This window comes from Mesorhizobium sp. C416B (genome assembly GCF_030323165.1).
In the GTDB taxonomy this organism is placed as follows: Bacteria; Pseudomonadota; Alphaproteobacteria; order Rhizobiales; family Rhizobiaceae; genus Mesorhizobium.
This window is the reverse complement of record NZ_CP100471.1, coordinates 5,927,565-5,950,205: the sequence shown is the minus strand read 5'-3', so window position 1 is coordinate 5,950,205 and position 22,641 is coordinate 5,927,565. Positions and strand designations below refer to the sequence as shown.

Here is a 22,641-nt window from a genome sequence, read left to right as displayed (position 1 = left end):
GAACACGCCGATGTCCGCGACCATCTCCTTCTCCCGCTATGCGGAGAGAAGGAGCCGGCAGGCGGATGAAGGACACCACCATGCTCTCCAGAAAATTTCTCCGTCGAACAGGCATCGCCGCCGCCTCCCTCGTCGGCTTTGCGGCGATCGCTGCCGCTTCTCTCTGGGAACTCGACCGCGCTTTCCCGCCGCCACTGCCCGAGAAACTCACCGTCTCCACCGAAGTCCAGGATCGTGACGGCCAGCTGTTGCGCGCCTTCGCCACGCCGGACGGTTACTGGCGGCTTGGCACTCATCTCGACCAGGTCGACAAGCAGTTCGTCGACATGCTGGTCACCTATGAAGACAAGCGTTTCTGGGATCATGAGGGCGTCGATGTGCTGGCGCTGGCGCGCGCCGCCGGCCAGTTCGCCACCACCGGCCATATCGTCTCCGGCGGCTCGACCCTGTCGATGCAGCTTGCCCGGCTGATCGAGCCACGCGAAAGCCGCAGCCTCGGCTCGAAAATCAAGCAGATGCTGCGCGCCATCCAGATCGAGCGGCGCCTGTCCAAGCAGGAGATACTGGAACGCTACCTGACCTTGGCGCCCTATGGCGGCAATCTCGAAGGCGTGCGTGCCGCCTCGCTCGCCTATTTCGGCAAAGAGCCGAAGCGGCTGACCGTCTCGGAAGCAGCCCTGCTCGTCGCCTTGCCGCAATTGCCGGAAAAGCGCCGTCCCGACCGCAATCTCACCATCGCTCATGCCGCCCGCGACCGCGTGCTGACCCGCATGGTATCAGCTGGCCTGCTCGGCGAGCGCGAAGCCGCGCGCGCCGCACTAGACGATGTCTCGGGCCTGCGCCGCAAATTGCCGGCGCTGGCGCCACACGCCGCCTACGCCATGCTGCCCAAGGCCGTCCCCGGCAAGCCGCTGCAGCTGACGATCCGCAAAAGCGTCCAGCAAGGACTGGAGCAGGTGGCGCGCGATGCCGCGATCAAACTTGGGCCGCGCCTCTCCGTCGCCATGGTGATGGCCGATGCCCGCACCGGGGACATCCTCGGCGAAGTCGGTTCGGCCGATTTCTTCGACGCCAGCCGCTCCGGCTGGATCGACATGACCAGGATCGTGCGTTCGCCCGGTTCGACGCTGAAGCCGTTCATCTATGGCCTCGCCTTCGAGCAGGGGCTGGTGGCCCAGGAAATGCTGATCGAGGACAGCCCGGTCGATTTCGGCGGCTACCGGCCGAAGAATTTCGACATGGGCTATCAGGGGGATGTCTCGATCCGCCAGGCGCTGCAGCTGTCGCTCAACGTGCCGGCAATCCGCGTGCTCGACTCTGTCGGCCCGGCACGGCTGATGGCGCGCTTCCGCCAGGCCGGCGTCAGCCCGGTGCTGCCGGTCAACGAGGCGCCGGGCCTCGCCATCGGCCTCGGAGGCGTCGGCGTGACGCTGCGCGATCTCGTCCAGCTCTATACCGGCCTGGCCAATGGCGGGAAGGCAAACACGCTGCATGACGGCACCGAGCCGGCCAATTCCGAGCGCACCACCGCCACCATCCTCGACGCCCAGGCGAACTGGCAGATCACCGACATATTGTCGGGCGTAAAGCCGCCTGAGGGCGCCTTGCAGCGCGGCATCGCCTACAAGACCGGCACGTCCTACGGCTATCGCGATGCCTGGTCGGTCGGCTTCGACGGCCGCTACGTGCTGGGTGTGTGGGTCGGCCGCGCCGATGCCGGTGCGGTGCCCGGCCTGTCCGGCTATGTCTCGGCCGCCCCCATCCTGTTCGAGGGCTTCGTCCGTTCAGGCCTCACCGCCGTCCCGTTGCCCAGCCAGCCGGCCGGCGTCGTCAAGGCCAGGCGCGAAGACCTGCCGGTGACCCTGGCGCGCTTCGGGGCCGGCGCCGACGGACTGGTGCAGGCAGGCCCGACTGAACCGGCGCCGACGATCATTTTCCCGCCCAACGGCGCCCGCGTCGATCTCGCCACCAATTCCGCCGAGGCCTCGCCGCTGGTGCTGAAACTGCAAGGCGGCCGCGCGCCGTTCCGCTGGCTGGCCAATGGCAAGCCGCTCGTCGGCATCGACCGCCGCCGCACCGCGACCTGGCTGCCCGACGGCGCCGGCTATTCGACGCTCACCGTCATCGACGCCGTGGGACGCGCGGCAAGCGTGAAGGTGTTCGTTGAATAGATGGCGCCAAGCGATTCAGGGGATTGGGCTTCTTCGCCCGAGACCCGGCGCGAGGCACCCCCCTCTGGCCTGCCGGCCAATGGCCGGCAGGCCAGAGGGGGGTGTGCCGAAGCGCTTGCATCGAGGATTGGCCTTAGCCGTATCCATGTTCGTTTCGACTTGCTCCCCCGCCGACGCCGATCCCCTGCCCGCCGGCTTCGTCCGCCTGGCCGATGTCGATCCCTCGATCCGCCAGGACATCCGCTATGCCCGCCTGGAAAATTTCCTGCATCGCAAGACCGATGGCTACGACGCCCCAATCTGCATCCTCACGAAGCAAGCTGCGCAAGCGCTGTCCGGCGTGCAGAAAGCGCTCGCCGCCGATGGCCTGACGCTGGTCGTCTTCGACTGCTACCGCCCGGCCCGCGCCGTTGCCGACATGGGCAAATGGACCAGAGAGGGCGGCCCGCCCGATCCGCAATGGTACCCTCAGGTGCAGCGCGGCGACCTTATCGCCAAGGGCTATATCGGCGAATTGTCCACCCATTCGCGCGGCTCGACCGTCGATGTCGCCATCGCCCGCAGCGACGGCAAGAACAAGTCATCCGCCGCTTGCGGCGCGGCCGGCGCCGGCACGCTCGATTTCGGCACCAGCTTCGACTGTTTCGACCCGGCAAGCGAAACCGCACATCGCCCATTGGCGGCAGAAGCGGCGGCAAACCGCAAAAGGCTGCTCGACGCCATGCGCGCCGGCGGCTTCAAGAATTATGCGCGCGAGTGGTGGCACTACACGCTTCGGGATGAGCCGTTTCCAAAGCTGCGCTTCGATTTTCCTATCACTGCGGGCTGAACCGCCCGGTGCTACACCGAGCCTTCCCTCGCTCGGCCTTGCTTCTGCGGTGTCAGCTCCTAGATAGCGTCAAACCGGCCGGATTTGGGTTAGACCAATATGAGGAAGATATTTCCTTCCGAGACCCAATATCGGCGAAAATTTCCTTCGAGCGGACAAAAAAGGCAACGTTGAATGCATCTAATTTCTATCAATTCGATAGAGTTCAGCCGTCATCAACGGAGGCGGGAATGACCAAACCTCATTTCAAGAAACTGCTCGGCGCACTGGTCGCCACATCGATCCAGTTCGGCACGCTCGGTTTCGCGTTTGCCGATACGACCATTCTGAACGTGTCCTACGACCCGACACGCGAACTCTACAAGGCCTATGACGAAGCCTTCGTCGCACACTGGAAGGCCGAGACCGGCGAGACGGTCACCATCCAGCAATCGCATGGCGGATCGGGCGCCCAGGCCCGCGCCGTGATCGACGGCCTCGATGCCGATGTGGTCACGCTGGCGCTCGAAGGCGACATCAACGCCATCGTCACCAAGTCGAAGAAGATCAACCCGGACTGGCGCAAGAAGTTCGAGAACAATTCGGCGCCTTACACCTCGACCATCATCTTCCTGGTCCGCAAGGGCAACCCGAAGGGCATCCACGACTGGAGCGATCTGGTCAAGGACGGTGTCCAGGTGATCACGCCGAACCCGAAGACGTCGGGTGGCGCCCGCTGGAACTACCTTGCCGCCTGGGCCTATGCCAACGCCAATGATGGCGGCGACGAGGCCAAGAACAAGGAATTCGTCGGCAAGCTCTACGCCAATGCTCCGGTGCTCGACACCGGTGCGCGCGGCTCGACGGTCACCTTCGCGCAAAAGGGCATCGGCGACGTGCTGATCGGCTGGGAAAACGACGCCTATCTGGCGCTCAATGAATTCGGAGCCGACAATTTCGAGATCGTCTATCCCCCGACCTCGATCCTGGCCGAGCCGCCGGTGGCGATCGTCGACGCCAATGTCGATGCCAAGGGCACCCGCAAGGTCGCCGAAGCCTATCTCGGCTGGCTCTATTCCAAGGAAGCCCAGACGATCATCGCCAAGAACCACTATCGTCCGGCCAAGCCCGAGCTGGTGGATGCGGCTGACATTCCGAAGACGCCCGAAATCAAGCTGATCTCCATCGACGATCCGCTTTTTGGCGGCTGGAAGAAGGCACAGCCTTATCATTTCGGCGATGGTGGTATATTCGACCAGATCTACAAGCCGGCCCAGTAGGATTTAGATCAGGACGACATGACCATAGCACCCGCCAAGGCGGGGTGGCGATTCAGACAGCCGAGTGTCATTCCGGGTTTCGGATTGACGCTCGGCTTCTCGCTTGCCTACCTCACGCTCATCATCCTCATCCCCCTGTCGGGCCTGATCTGGCGCTCGGCAGCCCTCGGCTGGACCGATTTCTGGGCGATCGCCACCGACCGCCGGACCATCAACGCACTCGAAATCAGCTTCGGCACAGCCTTCATCGCAGCCGCCGTCAACGTCGTCTTCGGCACGCTCGTCGCCTGGGTGCTGGTGCGCTACCGCTTCCCCGGCCGCCGCGTCGTCGACGCCATGGTCGACCTGCCCTTCGCGCTGCCGACGGCAGTGGCCGGTATCGCGCTGACCACTCTTTATGCGCCCAATGGCTGGATCGGCCATCTCCTGGCGCCGCTCGGCATCAAGGTCGCCTACACGCCGCTCGGCATTGTCGTGGCGCTTGTCTTCATCGGCCTGCCGTTTGTCGTGCGCACGGTGCAGCCGATCATGGAGGAGATCGACAAGGAAGTGGAGGAAGCCGCCGCGACGCTCGGCGCCAACCGCTTCCAGATCATCACCCGCATCCTGTTTCCCGGCCTGGCGCCGGCCATCATCACCGGCTTCTCACTCGCCTTCGCGCGCGGCGTCGGCGAATACGGCTCGGTCATCTTCATCGCCGGCAACCTTCCCTACAAGTCGGAGATCGCACCGCTTCTGATCGTCATCCGGCTCGAGGAGTACAATTACCCGGCGGCCACCGCGATCGCGGCGATCATGCTTTTGCTGTCGTTCGTGATGCTGCTGGTCATCAACCTGGCGCAGTCATGGAGTCGCAAGCGCTATGGCTGACCCCGAGATCAAATCCTACGAACCGCATCACGAGAGCCGGTCGGCGGCGGTGACCGAAAGCCGGCCGGTGCGGCTGCTGCTGATGGCGGTGGCCTTCGCCTTCCTCGCCGTCTTCCTGCTGCTGCCGCTGATCATCGTCTTCCACGAGGCGCTGGCGAAAGGCATTGGCGCCTACGCGGAATCGCTGTCCAATCCCGATACGCGCTCGGCGATCCGGCTGACGCTGCTGGTGGCGGTGATCGCCGTGCCGCTCAACGTCGTCTTCGGCATTTCGGCTGCCTGGGCGATCGCCAAGTTCGAGTTCAAGGGCAAGGCTTTTCTAACCACGCTGATCGACCTGCCCTTCTCGGTCTCGCCGGTCATTTCCGGCCTGGTCTATGTGCTTTTGTTTGGCGCTCAGGGACTGTTTGGTGAATGGCTGAAGGCGCACGGCATCCAGATCTTGTTCGCCGTGCCCGGCATCGTGCTCGCGACCATCTTCGTCACCTTCCCCTTCGTTGCCCGCGAACTGATCCCGCTGATGCAGGAACAGGGCAACGGCGACGAGGAAGCCGCGCTCTCTCTGGGCGCCAATGGCTGGCAGACCTTCTGGTACGTGACGCTGCCCAACGTCAAATGGGGATTGCTCTACGGCGTGCTTCTGTGCAACGCCCGCTCGATGGGCGAATTCGGCGCGGTCTCGGTCGTGTCGGGCCACATACGCGGGCTGACCAACACCATGCCGTTGCATGTCGAAATCCTCTACAACGAGTACAACGCCGTCGGCGCTTTTGCCGTCGCTTCGCTGCTTGCCGGCCTGGCGCTGGTCACGCTGGTCTTGAAAACACTTCTCGAGATGCGCTACGGCGCCGAGATCGCCGCGACGCGCGGACATTAGATGCATGTCGCCCAAAAGTGTGAAGCGGTTTTGGGATAACGACATGCATCCACTAAAAAGGGACATTTGATGGAAGTTCGCGTTGCCAACGTACGCAAGGAGTTTGACCGGTTTCCGGCCCTCCATGACGTATCGCTTGACATCAAGTCGGGTGAGCTGATCGCGCTGCTTGGGCCATCCGGCTCCGGCAAGACGACGCTGCTGAGGCTTATCGCCGGCCTGGAGCGGCCGACGCGCGGAAAGATCTTCTTCGGCGACGAGGACGCCTCGCACCGCTCGATCCAGGAGCGCAATGTCGGCTTCGTCTTCCAGCACTATGCGCTCTTCCGGCACATGACGGTCGCCGACAATATCGGCTTCGGCCTCAAGGTGCGGCATGGACCGTCGCGACCACCGGCGGCCGAAATCCGCCGACGCGCCTCCGAACTGCTCGATCTCGTTCAGCTTTCCGGCCTGGAAAAGCGCTATCCGGCGCAACTTTCGGGTGGCCAGCGCCAGCGCGTGGCGCTCGCCCGGGCCATGGCCATCGAGCCCAAGGTGCTGTTGCTTGACGAGCCGTTCGGCGCGCTCGATGCGCAGGTGCGCCGGGAACTGCGCCGCTGGCTGCGCGAGATCCATGACCGTACCGGCCACACCACCGTCTTCGTCACCCACGACCAGGAAGAGGCGCTCGAGCTTGCCGACCGCGTCGTGGTGATGAGCCAGGGGCGCATCGAGCAGGTCGGCTCCGCCGACGAGATCTACGACACGCCGAACTCGCCCTTCGTCTACTCCTTCATCGGCGAATCGAGCATGCTGCCGGTCAAGGTTGAGAATGGCGAGATCTGGCTCGCCGACCGTCCGATCGGCGTGTCGGCGCCGCACGCACCCGAGGGCGATGCGACGCTGTACTTCCGCCCGCACGATATCGAACTGCTCGACGGCTGCAGCGGCTGCATCGCCGGCACGGTCGCCGCCAGCCGCCGCGTCGCCGGCACAAGACGCGTCGAACTGGAAATCGGCGGCGAGCGCCAGCGCGTCGAGATCGAACTGCCTGTGGACCATCCTGCGGCGCAGAAGAGCCGGGTGGCGTTCAGGCCGAGGCGCTGGAAGCTTTTCCCGGCGGCATAGACATCGATCCGGCGCTACTCCAGCCAGTTCTCGACCGTCAGGCCCTTGATCCGACGGAACTCAGCGGTGTTGGCCGTCACCAGTGTCGTCCCCAACACACAGGCATGGGCAGCAATGAAAAGATCATTGTGGCCGATTGGCTGGCCTCTGGCCTCCAGCTCGGCACGAAGTGCTCCGTATTCGTTATCCATCGGCACATCGAGCGGCAACACAGGAACCTCGGCGAGCAATTGCTCGACCTTGGCGAGCAGCTTGGCCGATCTCGTGCGGGCGCAGCCATAACGCAGCTCCGAGGCGACAACGATGCTGGTGCACAGGGCACCGTCTCCCGCGCGAACCGCCGCACTGGCAGCCTTGCCGGTAGGGTTTCGGATCATGTCGCTGAGAATGTTGGTGTCCAGCATGAACCGCATCAAAAGATATCCTCAGGCCCCACGGGCGCATCATGGATCTCGGGAAAGTCGTCTTCAGGACCAAGCGGCGGCTCTTTCGCCCATTGGGTGAGCAAGGCGGTGAGGCCTGGTTGACGGACCGGCTCGATGATCAGCCGGTCGCCATCGCGGCTGATCAGGACCTTCTCGCCAGGCAGCTCGAATTCGACAGGGATGCGAACCGCCTGACTGCGGTTGTTGCGAAACAACTTCGCCTCCCTGGACGGTGGTATTGAGTGACGGTGCTGCGGCATGGCAGCCTCCCCTGTCTGTTCCACTTGTATATGCCATTTGTATATGCCACTCGGCCTCGAATTGCAAACCACAGAAAACCCCAACGCATCGGCATTTCGGCTGGAATGAAATTTCGCCGATAACCTGCTTCAGCGATTTCTTTTTCGCTGCAACGCCATACGTCTGCCCCGTGTGCCTCGCAGTACACCCTCCGGCCCGGCTATGTTCTGGCAACGCATTGCACATCGGAGCCTGTTTTCATGAAGCGATTTTTCCTCAGCGTCGCCACTGTCGCCGGCCTGATCCTCGCTTGTTCGCAGGCCTGGTCGGCCGACAAATTGCTCAACGCTTCCTATGATGTCGGCCGCGAATTGTTCGCCCAGGTGAACAAGGCTTTCGTCGCCGGCCATCCGGGCGTCACCGTCGACCAGTCGCACGCCGGCACCTCGGCGCAGGCGCGCGCCATTGCCGAAGGCCTCGGCGCCGATGTCGTCACCTTCAACCAGGTCACCGACATCGACTTTCTGGTCAAGAAAGGCCTCGTCGCCGCCGACTGGCAGAAGGATTTCCCCGACAACGCCTCGCCCTTCTATTCGCTCCCATCCTTTCTCGTCCGCGCGGGCAACCCCAAGCACATCAAGGACTGGAACGACCTCGTGCGCGACGACGTGCAGGTGATCTTCCCCAACCCCAAGACCTCGGGCAATGCGCGCTACACCTATCTGGCCGCAACCGCCTACGCCAAGGAAGCCTTCAAGGGAGACGACGCCAAGGTGAAGGAGTTCGTCACCAAGCTGTTCAACAACGTGCCGATCTTCGACACCGGCGGGCGCGCCGCCACCACCACCTTCGTGCAGCGCGAGATCGGCGACGTGCTGATCACCTTTGAGTCGGAAACGCGCGGCATCCGCAAGGAGTATGGCAACGACAAGTTCGAACAGGTCACGCCAACGGTCAGCCTGCTCGCCGAATTCCCGGTGGCGATCGTCGACAAGGTCGCCGACGAGCACGGCAGCCGTGACCTCGCCAAGACCTATCTCGACTTCCTCTACACGCCCGAGGGCCAGACCATCGCGGCTGAAAATGGCCTGCGTGCCCGCAACGCTGAAGTCGCGGCAAAATACAAGGCCGACTTCCCCGATGTCCGCCTGCTGACGGTGGAAGACGTCTTTGGCGGCTGGGACAAGGTACAGAAGGAGCACTTCGCCGCCGGCGGTCTGCTCGACCAGACCTATGGCAGCCGCTGATGTCAGCAGCGTTCGACCTCACCTCACAAGAAAGCCGGCGCTTTGCCGGCTTTTTCGTTTTCGCGCGCCGACAAACGGCTTCAGGCGGAATCTGTCGCGATCGGTGAAAAACGTTACAAAGAATCAACGTCTTTGTGCCCAACGTGCAATCGGGCGGCTTGTTCTACGCGAAACCGGGCTGTTCAGGCGAAACGTCATGATTTGCACACAAACAACCGCCAGATGCGGGTGGTTGGGGTTTTCATGAACTGAAGCGGGCATGCTTACCAAAAAAGGCAAATACGGCCTCAAGGCCCTCGTGCATCTTTCCGGCCTGCCGGTCGGCCAGCTTGCATTCGTCAACGACATCGCGATCGCCAACAACATCCCGAAGAAATTCCTGGATGCCATTCTGGGCGAGCTGCGCAATGCCGGTTTCGTCCTCAGTCGCAAGGGCAAGGAAGGCGGTTATCGCCTCGCCCGGCCGGCTTCCGAAATCAAGATCGGCCACGTCGTGCGCGTGCTGGACGGCCCGCTCGCTCCCATACCCTGCGCCAGCCGCACGCAATACCAGCGCTGCGAGGATTGCGACGAGGCGACCTGCCAAGTCCGGCACATGATGCTGGAAGTGCGCCAGGCGATCGCCGAAGTGCTGGACAATCGCAGCCTCGCCGCCATGCGCGACGCCGACAATGATGATTTTCCGGTCGAGCTGACATCGCAGATCTAAATTAGAGCATGGTCCCGAAAAGTGCGAACCGGTTTTCGGACAAGATCATGCTGAAATGAGAGTCTTCAGACCAGGCCGAGCTTGCCGGCCAGGCCGACGCGCTGGATTTTGCCGGTGGGACCCTTGGGTATCTCCTGGAGAAACAGGATGTGGCGCGGCACCTTGAACTCGACGATCCGGCTGCGCGCGAAATCACGAATCTGCTCGGCATCGGCGGTGGCGCCCTCGGCCAGCACGATGGCCGCACCCACCTCTTCGCCGAGCATGGCGTGCGGCACGGCGAAGGTCACCGCCTGCGCCACCAGCGGATGATCGAGCAGCACATTGTCGACCTCGAGCGGCGAGATCTTTTCGCCGCCGCGATTGATGATCTCCTTCAGCCGCCCGGTGATCTTCAGATCGCCATCCTCGTCGATGAGGCCCTGGTCGCCGGTGCGGAACCAGCCATCGCTGAAGGCAGCTTCATTGGCCACCGGATTGTCGAGATAGCCATCATGGATGTTGGCGCCGCGCACCGCGATCTCGCCCTTTTCACCCGCCGGCAGGATCGTCCCCTTGTCGTCCAGGATCGTCACCTGCGGACCCGCAGGCAGGCCGACAGAGCCTGGCTTGCGGCGTGCCGGCGGCAGGCCGTTGGATGTCATCTGGTGCGCCGCCTCGGTCATGCCATAGGCCTCGACCACCGGACAGCCGAAGACGCGCTCGAGGTCGCGGAACACGGTGTCGGGAAGCGCTGCCGAAGACGAGCGGATGAAGCGCAGCCGCGCAGCCGCGATGGTTTCGCCATTGCGGGCGGCGCGCGCCAGGATCGCCTGATGCATGGTCGGCACCGCGCTGTACCAGCTCGGCCGGAAATCGCCCAGCCAGCCGTAGAATTTGAGCGGGTTGAAGCCCGGCGTGCAGACAACAGCGCCGCCGACTGCCAGCTGTGCGCTGAGCGCCGCCATCAGCCCGTGAATGTGGAACAGCGGCATCACGTTGAGACACATATCGTTTGCCGACAGCGCCAGGGTGCTGGCGATGTTGGCCATCGATGCCTGCAGATTGCGCTGCCGCAAGCCGACGATCTTCGGTCGCGCCGTGGTTCCCGATGTGTGCAGGACAAGCGCGAAATCGTCGGGTCCGTTGAACTGCATATCGTCGAGGCGAGCCTCGCTGGCAGCCTCCACCTCGGCGTCGCCCGCCAGCAGAAACTCGCCGGCCTTGGCGCCGTCGGTCACGACGACGTCGAGCACCGCAATGCCGAGCCCCTTTGCGGCGTTGCGCGCGGCATCGCCCATGCCTTGTCCGCACAGCAGCAGCTTCACATCGAGATCGCCGAGATAGAAGCGGAATTCGTCTTCGCCGTAAGCCGGATTGAGCGGCGCCGCCGTCGCCAACGCCGAGACCGCCAGGAAACAGGCCGCCATTTCCGGGCCGTTGGGCAAGACGATGCCGACGGCCGTGCCGCGGGCAACGCCACGCCTGGCGAGATCGCCGCAGAGCTTGTCGACAAGATTGGCGAGGCCGGCAAAGCTCAGGGACGGCCGGTCCGGCGCCATCAGCGCCACCGCAGCCGGCCGCCAGGGCGCCAGTTGGGGAAGTGCTACCGATAGGGCCTGTTTCAAGTTCGAACCCTGAATGGCGTTCACCATGGCCTTGCCGGCGCCGATTGCGCGCCCGTGGCAGACGCAGTAAAGCGATTTCCGGACGCACGCAAGAACAGGTGGACACCGATCGGATGAGGCTGCCGTGGTTGGGAAAATCCCGGAAAGCCGACCGGACACCATCTTCCGCCGTCATTTATCATACGGAAATCATCGCCGACATCCTGGTGCCCGAACGCGCCGAGCATGTCCGCTTCTTCAGCCGCAAGCAGGTCCGCGCCGGCAAGTTGCGCACCTTCAACAACAGGGATCTCCGCGAGCTGCTGCTGGCCGCCTTCTACATCGGCGTCGCGGCATCGCTGCCGGTCGATTGGTGGGCCGCGGTCTGCAGCCGCGTATCGGGGCTGCGCCTCAAGCGCCATATCCGCAAGGATTTCGTGCGCTACGCCGCCGCGACGCGCGCCGTGCTCGGCAATGGCATCGATGCGCAAAGGCAGTTCAGGGCCTTGCTCTGCGCCAACCACCGCCGGCGTTTGCTGCTTGCCGCGCATCTCATCGGCCGCCGCTGGTCACCTGATATCCGGCTGGAGGGCCTGGAAGGCCTGCAAGCGGCGCTGAAGCGCGGCCACGGCGCTATCATCTGGTGCGATCAGTTCACGGCACAGACCATCATCGGCAAACGCGCTCTCCATGAGGCCGGCATCGAGACACACCAGCTCAGCGTCAGGGCTCACGGCATATCCGATTCGACCTTCGGCTTGCGCTTCCTGAACCCGCCGATGGTTCGGGTCGAGAACCGTTTCCTGAAAAGCCGGATCGTGTTCGACCGCAGCGACGCCTACCAGGTCACCGGCCGGATCCAGAAGATCCTTGGCAACAAAGGCGTCGTATTGGTGACCAACACCGTGCATGCCGGCTCGACATTCACCGAAGTCGGCCTTGGCGAGAGCGGCTGGACTCACCTCGCCTCGGCGCCGACGAATTTCGCTGCCAGAGGCAAGGCGGCGCTGTTTTCCATGTCGACCTTCGAGACCGATCCGTTCCGCCAATACCGCGCCGTCCTAAGTCCCGAACTGGTGCCGGCCCCGGCAGAGGCCGGCGAGCGCGCGGCCAGAGCCGGCGCCAAGAACATGGCGCTGCAGGCCGAGTACATATTGCTCAAGCGCGACCGCTTGCTGGAGGCGCTGAAACTCTATCCCGAGCAAATGATGGTCTGGTCCGGCGCCGACCGGTTCACCGAACGGCCGGAAACCGCCTTGCCCGACGAGGGTGGTTCATGATTTTGCGCCGGCCAGCAGGCTGGCAACGGCGGTGACGATCTCAGCCACTGGAAGTGTGGCGTCGGCCGTCAGCGCCCGCTCGTCGGCGCCAGGCGGCTCAAGGATGGCGAACTGGCTTTCGACCAGGCTTGCCGGCATGAAATGGCCCTTGCGGTTGGCGACACGCTGCTTGGCGGTTGCGGGATCGATCTTCAGATAGATGAAATCGATATCCCGGCGGAAGCCACGCAGACGATCGCGGTAGCTGCGCTTCAGCGCCGAGCAGGCGGCAACCACGCTTTGGCCGCTGCCGGTCAGGTCGGCGATCCGCTCGCCGATGGCATCGAGCCAGCCCTCACGCAGTTGATCTGTGAGCGGCTCGCCGCTCGCCATGCGGGCGACGTTTTCGGGCGGGTGCAGCCTGTCGCCTTCGACAAAGACGGCCCCTTCCTCTGCTGCCAATGCCTTGCCGACAGCCGATTTTCCGCAGCCGGCGACGCCCATCACCACAATGGCCCGAGGCACTGAGCCGGTAGCGCCCATTGGCGCCTTTGCGGTCTTTTCGTCCACGGTCAGCGGCTTGCCGGCGCGCGGCCGTAGAGCAGGAGCATGGCAACGATGACCAGGCCATAGACGATCTGCCGCCCCGCCTCCGGCATCTGCATGACCGAAAGGATGGACTGCAGGAGCGTGATCAGGATGACACCGGCGACGGTGCCGAGATAGGAGCCGCGGCCACCCAGGATCGAGGTGCCGCCCAGAACCACGGCGGCGATCGACGGCAAGAGATAGGCATCGCCCATCGATTGCGCCGCCTTGGAGGCATAGCCGGCGAGAAGCACCCCGCCAAAGGCGGACAGCCCGCCTGAGATAGCGAAGGCGATCATCACCACGCGCCTTGTATCGATGCCGGAGAGATAGGCGGCACGCTCGCGGTTGCCGATGCCGTAGACGGTGCGGCCGAAGCTGGTGCGGGACAGCACGAACACCATCGCAGCGCCAATCAGCGCCCAGATGATGACGGCGTTAGGCACGCCAGGAATGGTAAAACCTGTCGCAAGATAGCGCATGGCGCCGGTGGCCGAATCCTGTGGCGAGTAGCCGCCGGTATAAACGACCATGAGCCCTTGCGCGACAGCGTTGGTGGCGAGCGTGATGATCATCGAGGGTATGCGCAGATAGGCGACGCCAAAGCCGTTGACGATGCCGATCAGCACCCCGCAGAAGATGCCGAACGGGATGGCCAGCGCCACACCGATCGGGCCATAGGCCGCAGCCGCACACGCCATCATCGCGCCCGCCGCCACCGCCCACGGCACCGACAGGTCGATCTGGCCTAGCAGGATGACCAGCATCATGCCTGTGGCGATGACGCCGAGGAACGAGGCCACCTTGAGCTGCTGCAAGAGATATTCAGGCGACAGAAAGCTCCTGGAATAGAGGCTGCCTAGGAACAGCAACAGCACGATGCAGGCGAAGGCCGTCAGCACCGCCGGATCGGCGCGGCGGATGAATTTCGGCATGCGGCCGGCTATGCCGCCCAACGTCGTTTCGCTCACAGGAACCACTCCAGCCGGTTGCGGACCCGAAACAGTGCGAAGGCGCCGAGGCTGACCGCAACCAGCAGGATAACGCCCTGGAACAGTGGCTGCCATAGCGGGTCGAAATCGAACACGAACAACAGGTCGCCGATGGTGCGGAAGGCCAAGGCGCCGAAGATGGCGCCGATGGCGCTGCCTTTGCCGCCGAACAGCGAGACGCCGCCCAGCACCACCGCGGCAATCGAAAACAGCGTATAGGCGTTGCCGCTGGCATAGGCTGCATCGCCGGTATAGGTGAAGAAGGTCAGGAACAGTCCGCCGATCGCGGCCAACAGGCCTGCGAGCGCGTAGGCAGCGAACTTGCCGCGCCTTATCGGCACACCGGACATGTAGGCCGCCGTCTCCGAGGACCCGGCCGCATAGGCCGCGCGCCCGAGCACCGAGCGGCTGAACGGCACCCAGACCACGAGCACGACGGCGAGCAGCACGACCAGGCTCGCCGGCACCACGCCGAACAGGCGTCCGGTCAGCGCGTCGGCGAGACCTTCGTTGACCGAACCACCGGGAAACGGCCTGAGCAGCAGCGCGATGCCGAAATAGACCGCACCCGTGGCGATCGTGGCGACGATCGGCTGCAGGCGGCCGTAGATGACGATGGCGCCGTTGATCGCCCCGCAAAGGAGCCCGGTGCCGAGCACGGCGATGACGCCGAAAGCGGTCTCGAGGCCGGTGCCGATGACCACCCAGGAGGCGAGGCAATTGGTCAGCGTGAAGATCATGCCGACGGAGAGGTCGATGCCGGCGGTGATCACGACCAGTGTCTGCGCCATGGCGACGAAGGCGAGCAGCACGCCCTTGTTGGACGCCGTCTGCACGACATTGGCGGTGAAGCCCGCCGGATGGTTCGAGGTGTAGATGACGAACATGACAATGAATATGCCGAGTGCCATCAGTGTTCCGCGCTGCTCGGCCAGCCAGTAGCGCCACTCTTTCACGCGTCCGCTCCCTGTCTTGCGCCGGCATCGTCCCTTGCGCCGGCGTCATCGCCCTGGATGTTGAGCGCGCTTGCAATGAGCGCCCGCTCGGTGATCTCGGCTCCGACCAGCTCGCGCTTGACCGCGCCGTCATAGAGCACCAGCACGCGGTCGCAGCAGCCGATCAGTTCGTCATAGTCGGTTGAATAGAACAGGATCGCCGCCCCCGCATCCGCCAGCTTGCGCATCAGTTGATAGAGTTCCTGCTTGGTGCCGACGTCGATGCCGCGCGTCGGATCGTTGAGCAGGATGATACGCGGCTGGCGCATCAGCCATTTGGCGATGACCACCTTCTGCTGGTTGCCCCCCGACAGCGCACCGACCGGAATGTCGAGGCCGGCCGTCTTGATCGCCAGCAGCCCGACCATGTCGTCGATCAGCCGCTGTTCGGCGGCGCGGTCGATGATGCCGGCCTTGGACAGCCGGTCTAGGGCGGCAAAGGACAGGTTCTCCCGCACCGTCATCGGCAGCATCAGGCCTTCGGTCTTGCGGTCCTCCGGGATCAGCGCCATGCCGATGCGGTCGTCGCGCGCCGCTTGGGGGCTGGCGATCGAAACAGGCTTGCCGTCGATAAGGATCTGGCCGCCGAGGCCGCGCAGCACACCGAAAAAGGCAAGCAGCAATTCGCGCTGGCCCTGGCCGTCCAGGCCGCCAAGGCCGACGACCTCGCCTGCCCCGACCGTCAGCGAGACATTGTCCAGCCGGTCCGTCCAGGACAGCTTGCGCGCCTCCAGCACGGGAACGGCGGCGGCTGCGGTGCGCGCGGGTTTCGGCGGGAAAATATGGCTGTATTCGCGCCCGATCATCAGTTCGACGACTTCGTTGTCGCTCTTTGTGCCTGCCTTGTAGCTGGCGACATTGCGGCCGTTGCGAAACACCGTGCAGTGGTCGGCAAGCTCGGCGATCTCGTTCATGCGGTGCGAAATGTAAAGCAGCGCCAGCCCTTCCGAGCGCAACCGCTTGAGCACGCTGAATATCCTGGCGACGTCCGTCGCGGTCAGCGCCGAGGTCGCCTCGTCGAGGATCAGGATGCGCGGCTTCCTGGCCAATGCCTTGGCAATCTCGACCATCTGTCTTCTTGAAAGCGGAAGATCCTTGACCAGCGCCAATGGATGGATGTCGGCCGCACCTGCGCGTGCCAGCGCATCCTCGGCAATGCGGCGCTGCGCCTTGCGGTCGATCATGCCGAAACGCTTCGGCGGATCGGAGATGACGATGTTGTCGGCAACGCTGAGTTCGGGAACCAGCGACAGCTCCTGGAAGATGCAGACGATGCCGGACTTGTTTGCAGCAGCAGGCGAAGCGAACGTCACCTCGCTGCCGTTCAGCATCATGCGGCCTTCGTCGGGCGCGACGACGCCCGCCATGACCTTGATCAGCGTCGATTTGCCGGCGCCGTTTTCGCCGAGAATGGCGTGGATGCTACCGGACGAGACCGAAAGCTCGGCCTTTTCCAGCGCCCGCACACCACCATAGCGCTTGGATATGCCTTCCATCCGGAAGAGCGGAACCGCACCGTCCATCGGCCCTCCCGAGGCAGTTTGACTTCAAGGGATATCGAGTGGCCGGCGCCGCGGAGATCCCGCGGCGCCGGATATGCCGCCTATTGGTCAGCCCTATTGGTCAGCTTTGGTCTGACCCATAATTTCCTGCGCGGTGAAATTGATGCCGCAGGTCGGGAAGGAATTGCCGACGAAGAAATTGTCGGACTGGTCGGGGAAGAAATCCTGACCGGCCTTGAAGTTCGGATCCTCGACGATCGCCAGCGGCAGCTTCACCGCTTGCGGCACGACGTTGCCTTCGAGCGCGGCAATCGCCGTCTTGATGGCGACCGCGACCTGCGCCGGACCGGTGCCGGCCGATGAGCATTTCAGCCCGTCGCCGGCATGTGCCGCGCAGAACTTGCGGAAACCGTTCTCGGTCTCGCCGCCGAACGGCACGAAAGCATGCTTGGCATCGATCATCGCCTGCACGATGCCGGTGTCGCCGCCTTGCCCGGTGATACCGTCGAACGGACCGTTGGTGGCAATGGCGTCGGCCGTGGCCTTCTGTGCCACGCCGTCGTCCCATTTGCCGACCACCTCGGTGACGTCCCATTTCTTGCCGGAGGCATCGAGCGCTTCATGGATGCCGTTGTGACGGTCGGTGTCCACGGAAGTTCCGGCAACGCCGCGCACTTCGAGCACCTTGCCGCCATTCGGCACATGGCCGACCAGCCATTTGCCCCACAATTCGCCAAGGCCCTTCTGATCGACATTGACGTTGATGGCGTCCTTGGTATCGAGAATATTGTCGAAGGCGACGAGGATGACGCCAGCTTCCTTGGCGCGCTTGATGACCGGCCCGAAAGCGGTCGGGTTCTGGGCGTTGACGACGATCGCGTCATAGCCGGAATCGATGAAGTTGTTGATCGCCGAAATCTGAGCCGGCACGTCCTCGCCGGTCGAGACGACCTTGAATTCCTTCAGTTTCGCGGCGACCTCCGGCTGGGCCGCATAGGCCTTGGCGGTCTGCACCATCTGGATGCGCCAAGTGTTGGCGATATAGCCATTGGCGAGCGCGATGCGGTATGGGCCGTCTTTCTTGGGGAACTTGAAGAACTGCGTATCAGCCGCCCAGGGCGCAAAGCAATCCGGCTCAGCCGACGGTCCCTTGACAACTTCCGGGTCGGCCATGGCCGACGAACTCAGCATGACGAATGCAGTGGCGGCAACGATGCCACCAACAAGTGACTTGATCATAGATATTCCTCCCAGTTGTAGTTTTATTTGCGGCTGCTTGTTTATTTGATGCTGTTTGTCGTGGTGTGTTTTCCACGCCGAAGGCCCTCCAGCCTGGCCGGCGCCACGTCTCAAGGGCCCGAAGCCGGCCCGATCCCCTCCCCCTCGCCGCTTCACAGGCGAGAAACGAAACTAGCATATTATACATAATAAACAAGCATGAGCTGTTGCTTATGTATAATAAACAGGGGCGGCCTTTCATCAAAACGTCTGCCCGACGAAAATGGTAGCGCTACCATGACGTTGTGTAAAGCACCATTTGCTGAGGCAGCCAAAGCGTGTTCAGCGTGCGGTGCTCTCGCGGGGCTTGAGTTCGAAACCGAGATCGACGACCCGCTGCTCAGGCCTTCGTCCTGCGATCGCCGCCAGCGCCATGGCGACAGACCGACGGCCGATTTCATAGCGAGGGGTGCGGATACTGGTGAGCGGCGGGAACGCCGCCTGCATCATTTCGAGGTCGTTGAAGCCGACAATGCCGATTGTTTTCGGCACGTTGAGCGCGGCGCTATGGCATTCGAACAAAACGCCGAGCGCGATGTCGTCATTGTTGCAGAAGACGCCGTCGAGCGCCGGCATCTTGGCCAGCGCATCGCGAAGCAGCTCGCGGCCGAGCGTCACGCTGGACAGTAGCGGAGTGGTGGTGACGAGCCGCGGGTCGAACAGGCCGGCCTTCTCCATTGCCGCGCGATAGCCGGCAAGCCGCCGCTGCGAGCGCGGGTCCATGCGTGCGCCGATGAAGCCGATCCGCCGGCAGCCCGCCTCGATCAGATGCTCGGTCGCGGTGCGGCCGCCGTCGAAATGCGAGAAGCCGACCAGCATGTCGACCGGATCGGGCCCGGTCTCCATCACCTGCACCACCGGGCAGCCCGCGCTCTCCAGCAGCTTTCGCGAGGTCGGCGTCTGGTCGATGCCGGCCACGATCAGCGCCGCCGGGCGCTGCGGTGCGAACACCTGCAGCAGGCGCTCCTCCTCGAGGCCGGAATAATGGGTGTTGCCGAGCTGGACGCGGAACGGGCCGTCCGACAGGCTGTCATAGATGCCGCGCACCACTTCTGCGAAGACGTTGTTGGTCAGCGACGGCACCAGCACGCCGAACACATCGGCGCGCGCCGAGGCCAGTGCCCGTGCATTGGGATCCGGGACATAACCGAGTTCGTCGACGGCGGCCTGGATCTGGCGCCGCAGATCCTGGCTGACGCGTTCCGGTTCGCGCAGCGCCCGCGACACGGTAATGGCGCCGACGCCGGCCTTGCGCGCCACATCTGATAGGGTCGGGCGGCCGCCCCCGCGACGCGAGCGCGGCTTGGTCATGGACATCCTCCACGTGCCGGGCCCCGGCCGCTGCGCCCTTGCGAAACCATGTTCAGCTTTTCCACTGCCACCATGCCAACCGGCTGCTGCCGCACCCACTCGCCTGCTGGCGTCGCGCAGCCAATCGCCCTTGTCAAGCAACAGGGCAATCCTGCCTTCCTAAGCCATCAGGGCAGCACTGCGTTTTGCTTTCCACAGCAGCAGCCCGATGGCCACTATGTTCAGCAAGTTCCACGCGATCCCGTTGAGGAACGCGGCGGCGTAAGAGCCGGTCAGGTCGTAGATCCAGCCCGACATCCAGCCACCGATCGCCATGCCGAAGATGGTCGCCATCATGACGATGCCGATACGCTGGCCGGCCTCCCTGGCGGGCAGGTATTCGCGCACGATGATGGCATAGCAAGGCACGATGCCGCCTTGCGACAGGCCGAACACCAGCGACACGACATAGAGCGAGGCAAGCCCGTCGAACGGGATGTAAAACAAAAGCGACAGGCATTGCAGCACGGAACCGATAAGCAGGGTTTTCACGCCGCCGATGCGGTCGGCGACAAAGCCGGAGGCGAGCCGGCTGACGACGCCCGCCGCCATCATGATCGACAGCATGTCGGCGCCATGCGCAATGCCGTAGCCAAGATCCATGCAATAGGCGACGATGTGCACCTGCGGCATCGACATCGCCACGCAGCAGCCGAGACCGGCAACGATCAGCAGCACCTGTAACGCCGCCGGCGACAGCGAAATTGACTGCACTGGCCGGCTTCCGGGCGAACCGGCGGCAGCCGCCGCCGGAGCAGCGCGCCGCAACAACAGCACCAGTGGCACCATGGTGACCAGGCAGAAGACACCGATGCCGGCATAGGTGAAGCGCCAGCCTTCCGCCTTGATCAGTGTCGGCATGATGGTTGGCCAGAGCGCTCCGGCGAGATAGTTGCCAGCCGCCGCAGCTGTGACGGCGACGCCGCGCCGACGGTTGAACCAGTGCGAGATGTCGGCGATCAGCGGCCCGAAGATCACCGATGTGCCGACACCAATCAGCACGCCCTGGGCAAGGGTGAATTGCAGGATAGAGGTCGACAGCGCGGCGAGCAGCAGGCCGGCGGCGAGAGCCACCGAGGATAGCAGTGCCGGGATCCAATACCCCATGCGATCGACCGCGCGGCCAACCAGCACATTGCCGGCGGCGAAGCCGACCATGGTTGCGGTGTAGGGCATCGATGCCGCGGCGCGGTCAACGCCGAACTCGGCCTGCACGGCCGGCAGCACGACGACGACGGCCCACATGCCGACCGCACCGATCGTCGCCAGCAGCATGGAGATGGCAAGCCGCATCCAGGCGTAGCTGCTGTCGATGCCGGGGCTATCCGCCTGATTGGCGACGATCGGGGTCAAGGCGTTTCCTGTCTACGGTCCTGGGAAGTCGACCGTTGTGTCGCCACTATCGGCGCATTCACCGCGACGGGCAGCGCCACAGGGCCATGATCCGTGGCTCCAGCGGCCCGGCGGCTTTCTCGGGAACCGGCGGCGGCCTGCTCGAGTTTTTGCGACAGGAAGGAGTTTGTCATGACCGCGAAAAAGAAATGGTCGGCCGAGGTGACCGAGCACAGCGATGCGATGGACCTCGAGGACCACATCTTCGAAGCCGACGACGCCAGGAAGATCGCGGCCTCGCTCAAGCGCTCGGCCGAGCACAGCGACCGCCGCAAGGCCGAGCCGTTTCAGTCGGCCATGTCGATGCTGAATTTCTACATCAACCGCGCCGGCAAGAACCTGCCGCAGGCGCGCCGGAAAGTGCTCGAGGACGCCAAGGACGAACTGCGCGCGGCCTTCGGAAGGCCGCAGCAGGATTAATGCATGTCGCTCAAAAGTGGCGCCGGTTTTGAGACAACGACATGCAAAGACCTAAGCGCGTCGACTTAGTCCGTTCAAACGGGACGCGCTTTAGCGCTCCCGATTGGCTCTGCCAAATTCACCTCAACTGGACCTAGTGACAGGTCCTCTTTCCCCTCAGTTTGCCGGCCTCGGCTTTGTGTTTCCCCGAGCCCTTTGAAGTAGCGGCATGACGGTCAAGATCGGCATCAATCCCATCACCTGGAGCAATGACGATGTTCCCGCACTCGGCGGCGATACGCCGCTCGCGACATGCCTGTCGGAAACCAGGCAGGCCGGCTATCGCGGCACCGAACTCGGCGGCAAATTCCCCAGGCGAAGCGACGAGCTTGGACCGATCCTGTCTTCTTACGGACTGGAACTCGTCTCCGGCTGGTATGACGGCCGCATTCTGGACCGCACGGTCGACGAGGAATTCGCCGCCCTCACCTCGCATCTGACCCTGCTGCGCGACCTCGGCGCCAAGGTCGTCGTCTATGCCGACACCTCGCGCGGCCGTCATGACGGCATTTTCGCGCCGATCTCACAGCGTCCGCGCCTCGCTGACGGCGAATGGACCGCCTATGGCGAGAAGCTGACCGAACTCGCCGACCGCATGGCTGCCTTCGGCGTCGGCATGGCTTTCCATCACCATATGGGCACGATCGTCGAGAGCGATGACGAGGTCGACAGGCTGATGGCCGCAACCGGCAAGAGCGTCGGCCTGCTGTTCGATACCGGCCATTGTCTGTTCTCAGGCGGCGACCCGGCCTCCCTCCTGAACCGGCATCTCGACCGCATCGTGCATTTCCATTGCAAGGACGTCCGCGCGGCCGTGCTGGAGAAGGCACGGCGCGAGGACATGAGTTTCATGGCGGCAGTGATGGAAGGAATCTTCACCGTGCCCGGCGATGGCTCCGTCGATTTCCTGTCGCTGCTGCAGCCTCTGGCCAGCCATGGCTTCGAAGGCTGGATCGTCGTCGAGGCCGAGCAGGATCCGGCCAAGGCACACCCCTTGACCTATGCCACGAAAGGTTACGCTTCGCTTCTCAAAACGGCCTGCGCGGCCGGGTTCGACGTGGCAATACGAGACATGGCCTAACCACCGCCGGGGGGCTGGTGGTTGGGCCGGTTGGGCGCGCGCCTCGGTAGGGGTAGCGACGCGAAAGCGCCCGGCGATCCGCGCCGCCGCCCTCCCTTGGCGGCGCGGATCGCACAGTTCTTGGCATCGAAATTTTTGCCCCCGAGTTGCCGGCCCGGCGTTTCCAGCTTGAGGCTGGGGACGAGGCATGCCTTGATGCAGATGGAGGAGCGACATGGCATTCGAGGCGGCACTCGGCATGGAACGGCTTTGCACCATCCGTGAGATCGCCGAGAAGGCGGAACTCGGCGCGGCAACCGTTCACCGCGCGCTGAAGAACAGCCGCGAGGTCCGTCCCGAAACCAGACGGCTGGTGCTGGAGACTGTCTGCCTGCTTAACGAAGAGAAGATCGCCCGCGCCGCCAGGTTGGTCGGAGACTAGC

Annotated in this window: 22 protein-coding genes; 12 read left to right on the top strand and 10 right to left on the bottom strand. The window is 63.9% G+C overall.

What is annotated here, in order from left to right:
• The first annotated feature begins 65 nt into the window (after positions 1 to 65).
• The 6 genes from pbpC (at position 66) to NLY43_RS28840 (ending at position 7,116) form a co-directional block, all read left to right on the top strand.
• Positions 66 to 2,171 carry a penicillin-binding protein 1C gene (gene pbpC / locus NLY43_RS28865; protein WP_023712078.1) on the top strand — a complete coding sequence of 702 codons (2,106 nt, stop codon included), beginning with the start codon at positions 66 to 68 and terminating at the stop codon, positions 2,169 to 2,171.
• Between the two features lie 145 nt (positions 2,172 to 2,316).
• The gene (locus NLY43_RS28860) at positions 2,317 to 3,000 is read left to right on the top strand and encodes a M15 family metallopeptidase (protein WP_023696185.1); all 684 of its coding nucleotides are present in this window, start codon (positions 2,317 to 2,319) and stop codon (positions 2,998 to 3,000) included.
• A gap of 230 nt (positions 3,001 to 3,230) precedes the next feature.
• Positions 3,231 to 4,259 (top strand): sulfate ABC transporter substrate-binding protein, encoded by a 1,029-nt coding sequence (locus tag NLY43_RS28855; RefSeq protein WP_023673082.1) that lies wholly within the window; start codon positions 3,231 to 3,233, stop codon positions 4,257 to 4,259.
• Positions 4,260 to 4,277: 18 nt separating this feature from the next.
• Complete coding sequence (gene cysT, locus NLY43_RS28850; RefSeq protein ID WP_023687973.1) at positions 4,278 to 5,129, top strand: sulfate ABC transporter permease subunit CysT; 852 nt, start codon at positions 4,278 to 4,280, stop codon at positions 5,127 to 5,129.
• Complete coding sequence (gene cysW, locus NLY43_RS28845) at positions 5,122 to 6,006, top strand: sulfate ABC transporter permease subunit CysW (protein WP_023682211.1); 885 nt, start codon at positions 5,122 to 5,124, stop codon at positions 6,004 to 6,006. Before cysT ends, cysW begins: the two co-directional genes overlap by 8 nt.
• A 69-nt stretch (positions 6,007 to 6,075) precedes the next feature.
• Entirely contained in the window at positions 6,076 to 7,116 is a 1,041-nt protein-coding gene (locus NLY43_RS28840; protein WP_023673079.1) for a sulfate/molybdate ABC transporter ATP-binding protein, read from the top strand.
• A gap of 14 nt (positions 7,117 to 7,130) precedes the next feature.
• On the opposite strand, the gene NLY43_RS28835 is transcribed toward NLY43_RS28840, so the two are convergent.
• Together NLY43_RS28835 and NLY43_RS28830 are read right to left on the bottom strand one after the other, a co-directional pair.
• Positions 7,131 to 7,529: a type II toxin-antitoxin system VapC family toxin gene (locus NLY43_RS28835; RefSeq protein ID WP_023712079.1), complete on the bottom strand. Its 399-nt coding sequence runs from the start codon at positions 7,527 to 7,529 to the stop codon at positions 7,131 to 7,133.
• Positions 7,529 to 7,801 carry an AbrB/MazE/SpoVT family DNA-binding domain-containing protein gene (locus NLY43_RS28830; RefSeq protein ID WP_023690806.1) on the bottom strand — a complete coding sequence of 91 codons (273 nt, stop codon included), beginning with the start codon at positions 7,799 to 7,801 and terminating at the stop codon, positions 7,529 to 7,531. The genes NLY43_RS28835 and NLY43_RS28830 overlap by 1 nt, the downstream gene beginning before the upstream one ends.
• A gap of 240 nt (positions 7,802 to 8,041) precedes the next feature.
• Here NLY43_RS28830 and NLY43_RS28825 point away from each other — a divergent pair, with 240 nt between their 5' ends.
• Together NLY43_RS28825 and NLY43_RS28820 are read left to right on the top strand one after the other, a co-directional pair.
• Complete coding sequence (locus tag NLY43_RS28825; protein ID WP_023690805.1) at positions 8,042 to 9,028, top strand: sulfate ABC transporter substrate-binding protein; 987 nt, start codon at positions 8,042 to 8,044, stop codon at positions 9,026 to 9,028.
• 259 nt (positions 9,029 to 9,287) lie between these two features.
• On the top strand, positions 9,288 to 9,737 hold the full coding sequence (locus tag NLY43_RS28820; RefSeq protein ID WP_023673075.1) for an RrF2 family transcriptional regulator: 450 nt from the start codon (positions 9,288 to 9,290) through the stop codon (positions 9,735 to 9,737).
• Positions 9,738 to 9,802: 65 nt separating this feature from the next.
• On the opposite strand, the gene NLY43_RS28815 is transcribed toward NLY43_RS28820, so the two are convergent.
• Complete coding sequence (locus tag NLY43_RS28815) at positions 9,803 to 11,344, bottom strand: acyl--CoA ligase (protein ID WP_050587033.1); 1,542 nt, start codon at positions 11,342 to 11,344, stop codon at positions 9,803 to 9,805.
• Positions 11,345 to 11,457: 113 nt separating this feature from the next.
• Between NLY43_RS28815 and NLY43_RS28810 the strand changes: the two genes are divergently transcribed.
• Entirely contained in the window at positions 11,458 to 12,603 is a 1,146-nt protein-coding gene (locus NLY43_RS28810) for a hypothetical protein (protein WP_023699660.1), read from the top strand.
• On the opposite strand, the gene NLY43_RS28805 is transcribed toward NLY43_RS28810, so the two are convergent.
• The 7 genes from NLY43_RS28805 to NLY43_RS28775 all read right to left on the bottom strand — a co-directional run bounded on the left by NLY43_RS28805 (position 12,598) and on the right by NLY43_RS28775 (position 20,580).
• Positions 12,598 to 13,152 (bottom strand): gluconokinase, encoded by a 555-nt coding sequence (locus NLY43_RS28805; protein ID WP_023673072.1) that lies wholly within the window; start codon positions 13,150 to 13,152, stop codon positions 12,598 to 12,600. The two genes, NLY43_RS28810 and NLY43_RS28805, sit on opposite strands and share 6 nt — an antisense overlap.
• A 2-nt stretch (positions 13,153 to 13,154) precedes the next feature.
• Positions 13,155 to 14,141 (bottom strand): ABC transporter permease, encoded by a 987-nt coding sequence (locus tag NLY43_RS28800; protein WP_023673071.1) that lies wholly within the window; start codon positions 14,139 to 14,141, stop codon positions 13,155 to 13,157.
• On the bottom strand, positions 14,138 to 15,118 hold the full coding sequence (locus tag NLY43_RS28795) for an ABC transporter permease (protein WP_023712083.1): 981 nt from the start codon (positions 15,116 to 15,118) through the stop codon (positions 14,138 to 14,140). Before NLY43_RS28795 ends, NLY43_RS28800 begins: the two co-directional genes overlap by 4 nt.
• Positions 15,115 to 16,680: a sugar ABC transporter ATP-binding protein gene (locus NLY43_RS28790; RefSeq protein WP_023712084.1), complete on the bottom strand. Its 1,566-nt coding sequence runs from the start codon at positions 16,678 to 16,680 to the stop codon at positions 15,115 to 15,117. The genes NLY43_RS28795 and NLY43_RS28790 overlap by 4 nt, the downstream gene beginning before the upstream one ends.
• 93 nt (positions 16,681 to 16,773) lie before the next feature.
• On the bottom strand, positions 16,774 to 17,898 hold the full coding sequence (locus tag NLY43_RS28785; protein WP_023682221.1) for a sugar ABC transporter substrate-binding protein: 1,125 nt from the start codon (positions 17,896 to 17,898) through the stop codon (positions 16,774 to 16,776).
• A 321-nt stretch (positions 17,899 to 18,219) separates the two neighbouring features.
• Positions 18,220 to 19,248 (bottom strand): HTH-type transcriptional regulator GntR, encoded by a 1,029-nt coding sequence (gntR, locus tag NLY43_RS28780; RefSeq protein WP_023712085.1) that lies wholly within the window; start codon positions 19,246 to 19,248, stop codon positions 18,220 to 18,222.
• Positions 19,249 to 19,407: 159 nt separating this feature from the next.
• Positions 19,408 to 20,580, bottom strand: coding sequence for an MFS transporter (locus tag NLY43_RS28775; protein ID WP_050587434.1), 1,173 nt, complete (start codon positions 20,578 to 20,580; stop codon positions 19,408 to 19,410).
• 231 nt (positions 20,581 to 20,811) lie between these two features.
• On the opposite strand from NLY43_RS28775, the gene NLY43_RS28770 reads away from it, so the two are divergent.
• The 3 genes from NLY43_RS28770 to NLY43_RS28760 all read left to right on the top strand — a co-directional run bounded on the left by NLY43_RS28770 (position 20,812) and on the right by NLY43_RS28760 (position 22,640).
• A complete protein-coding gene (locus tag NLY43_RS28770) occupies positions 20,812 to 21,099 on the top strand; it encodes a DUF3175 domain-containing protein (RefSeq protein ID WP_023673065.1) in 288 nt (95 codons plus the stop codon).
• A 208-nt stretch (positions 21,100 to 21,307) separates the two neighbouring features.
• Positions 21,308 to 22,219: a myo-inosose-2 dehydratase gene (iolE, locus tag NLY43_RS28765; protein WP_023673064.1), complete on the top strand. Its 912-nt coding sequence runs from the start codon at positions 21,308 to 21,310 to the stop codon at positions 22,217 to 22,219.
• Positions 22,220 to 22,433: 214 nt separating this feature from the next.
• Positions 22,434 to 22,640 (top strand): LacI family DNA-binding transcriptional regulator, encoded by a 207-nt coding sequence (locus NLY43_RS28760; protein WP_023673063.1) that lies wholly within the window; start codon positions 22,434 to 22,436, stop codon positions 22,638 to 22,640.
• Position 22,641 lies beyond the last annotated feature (1 nt).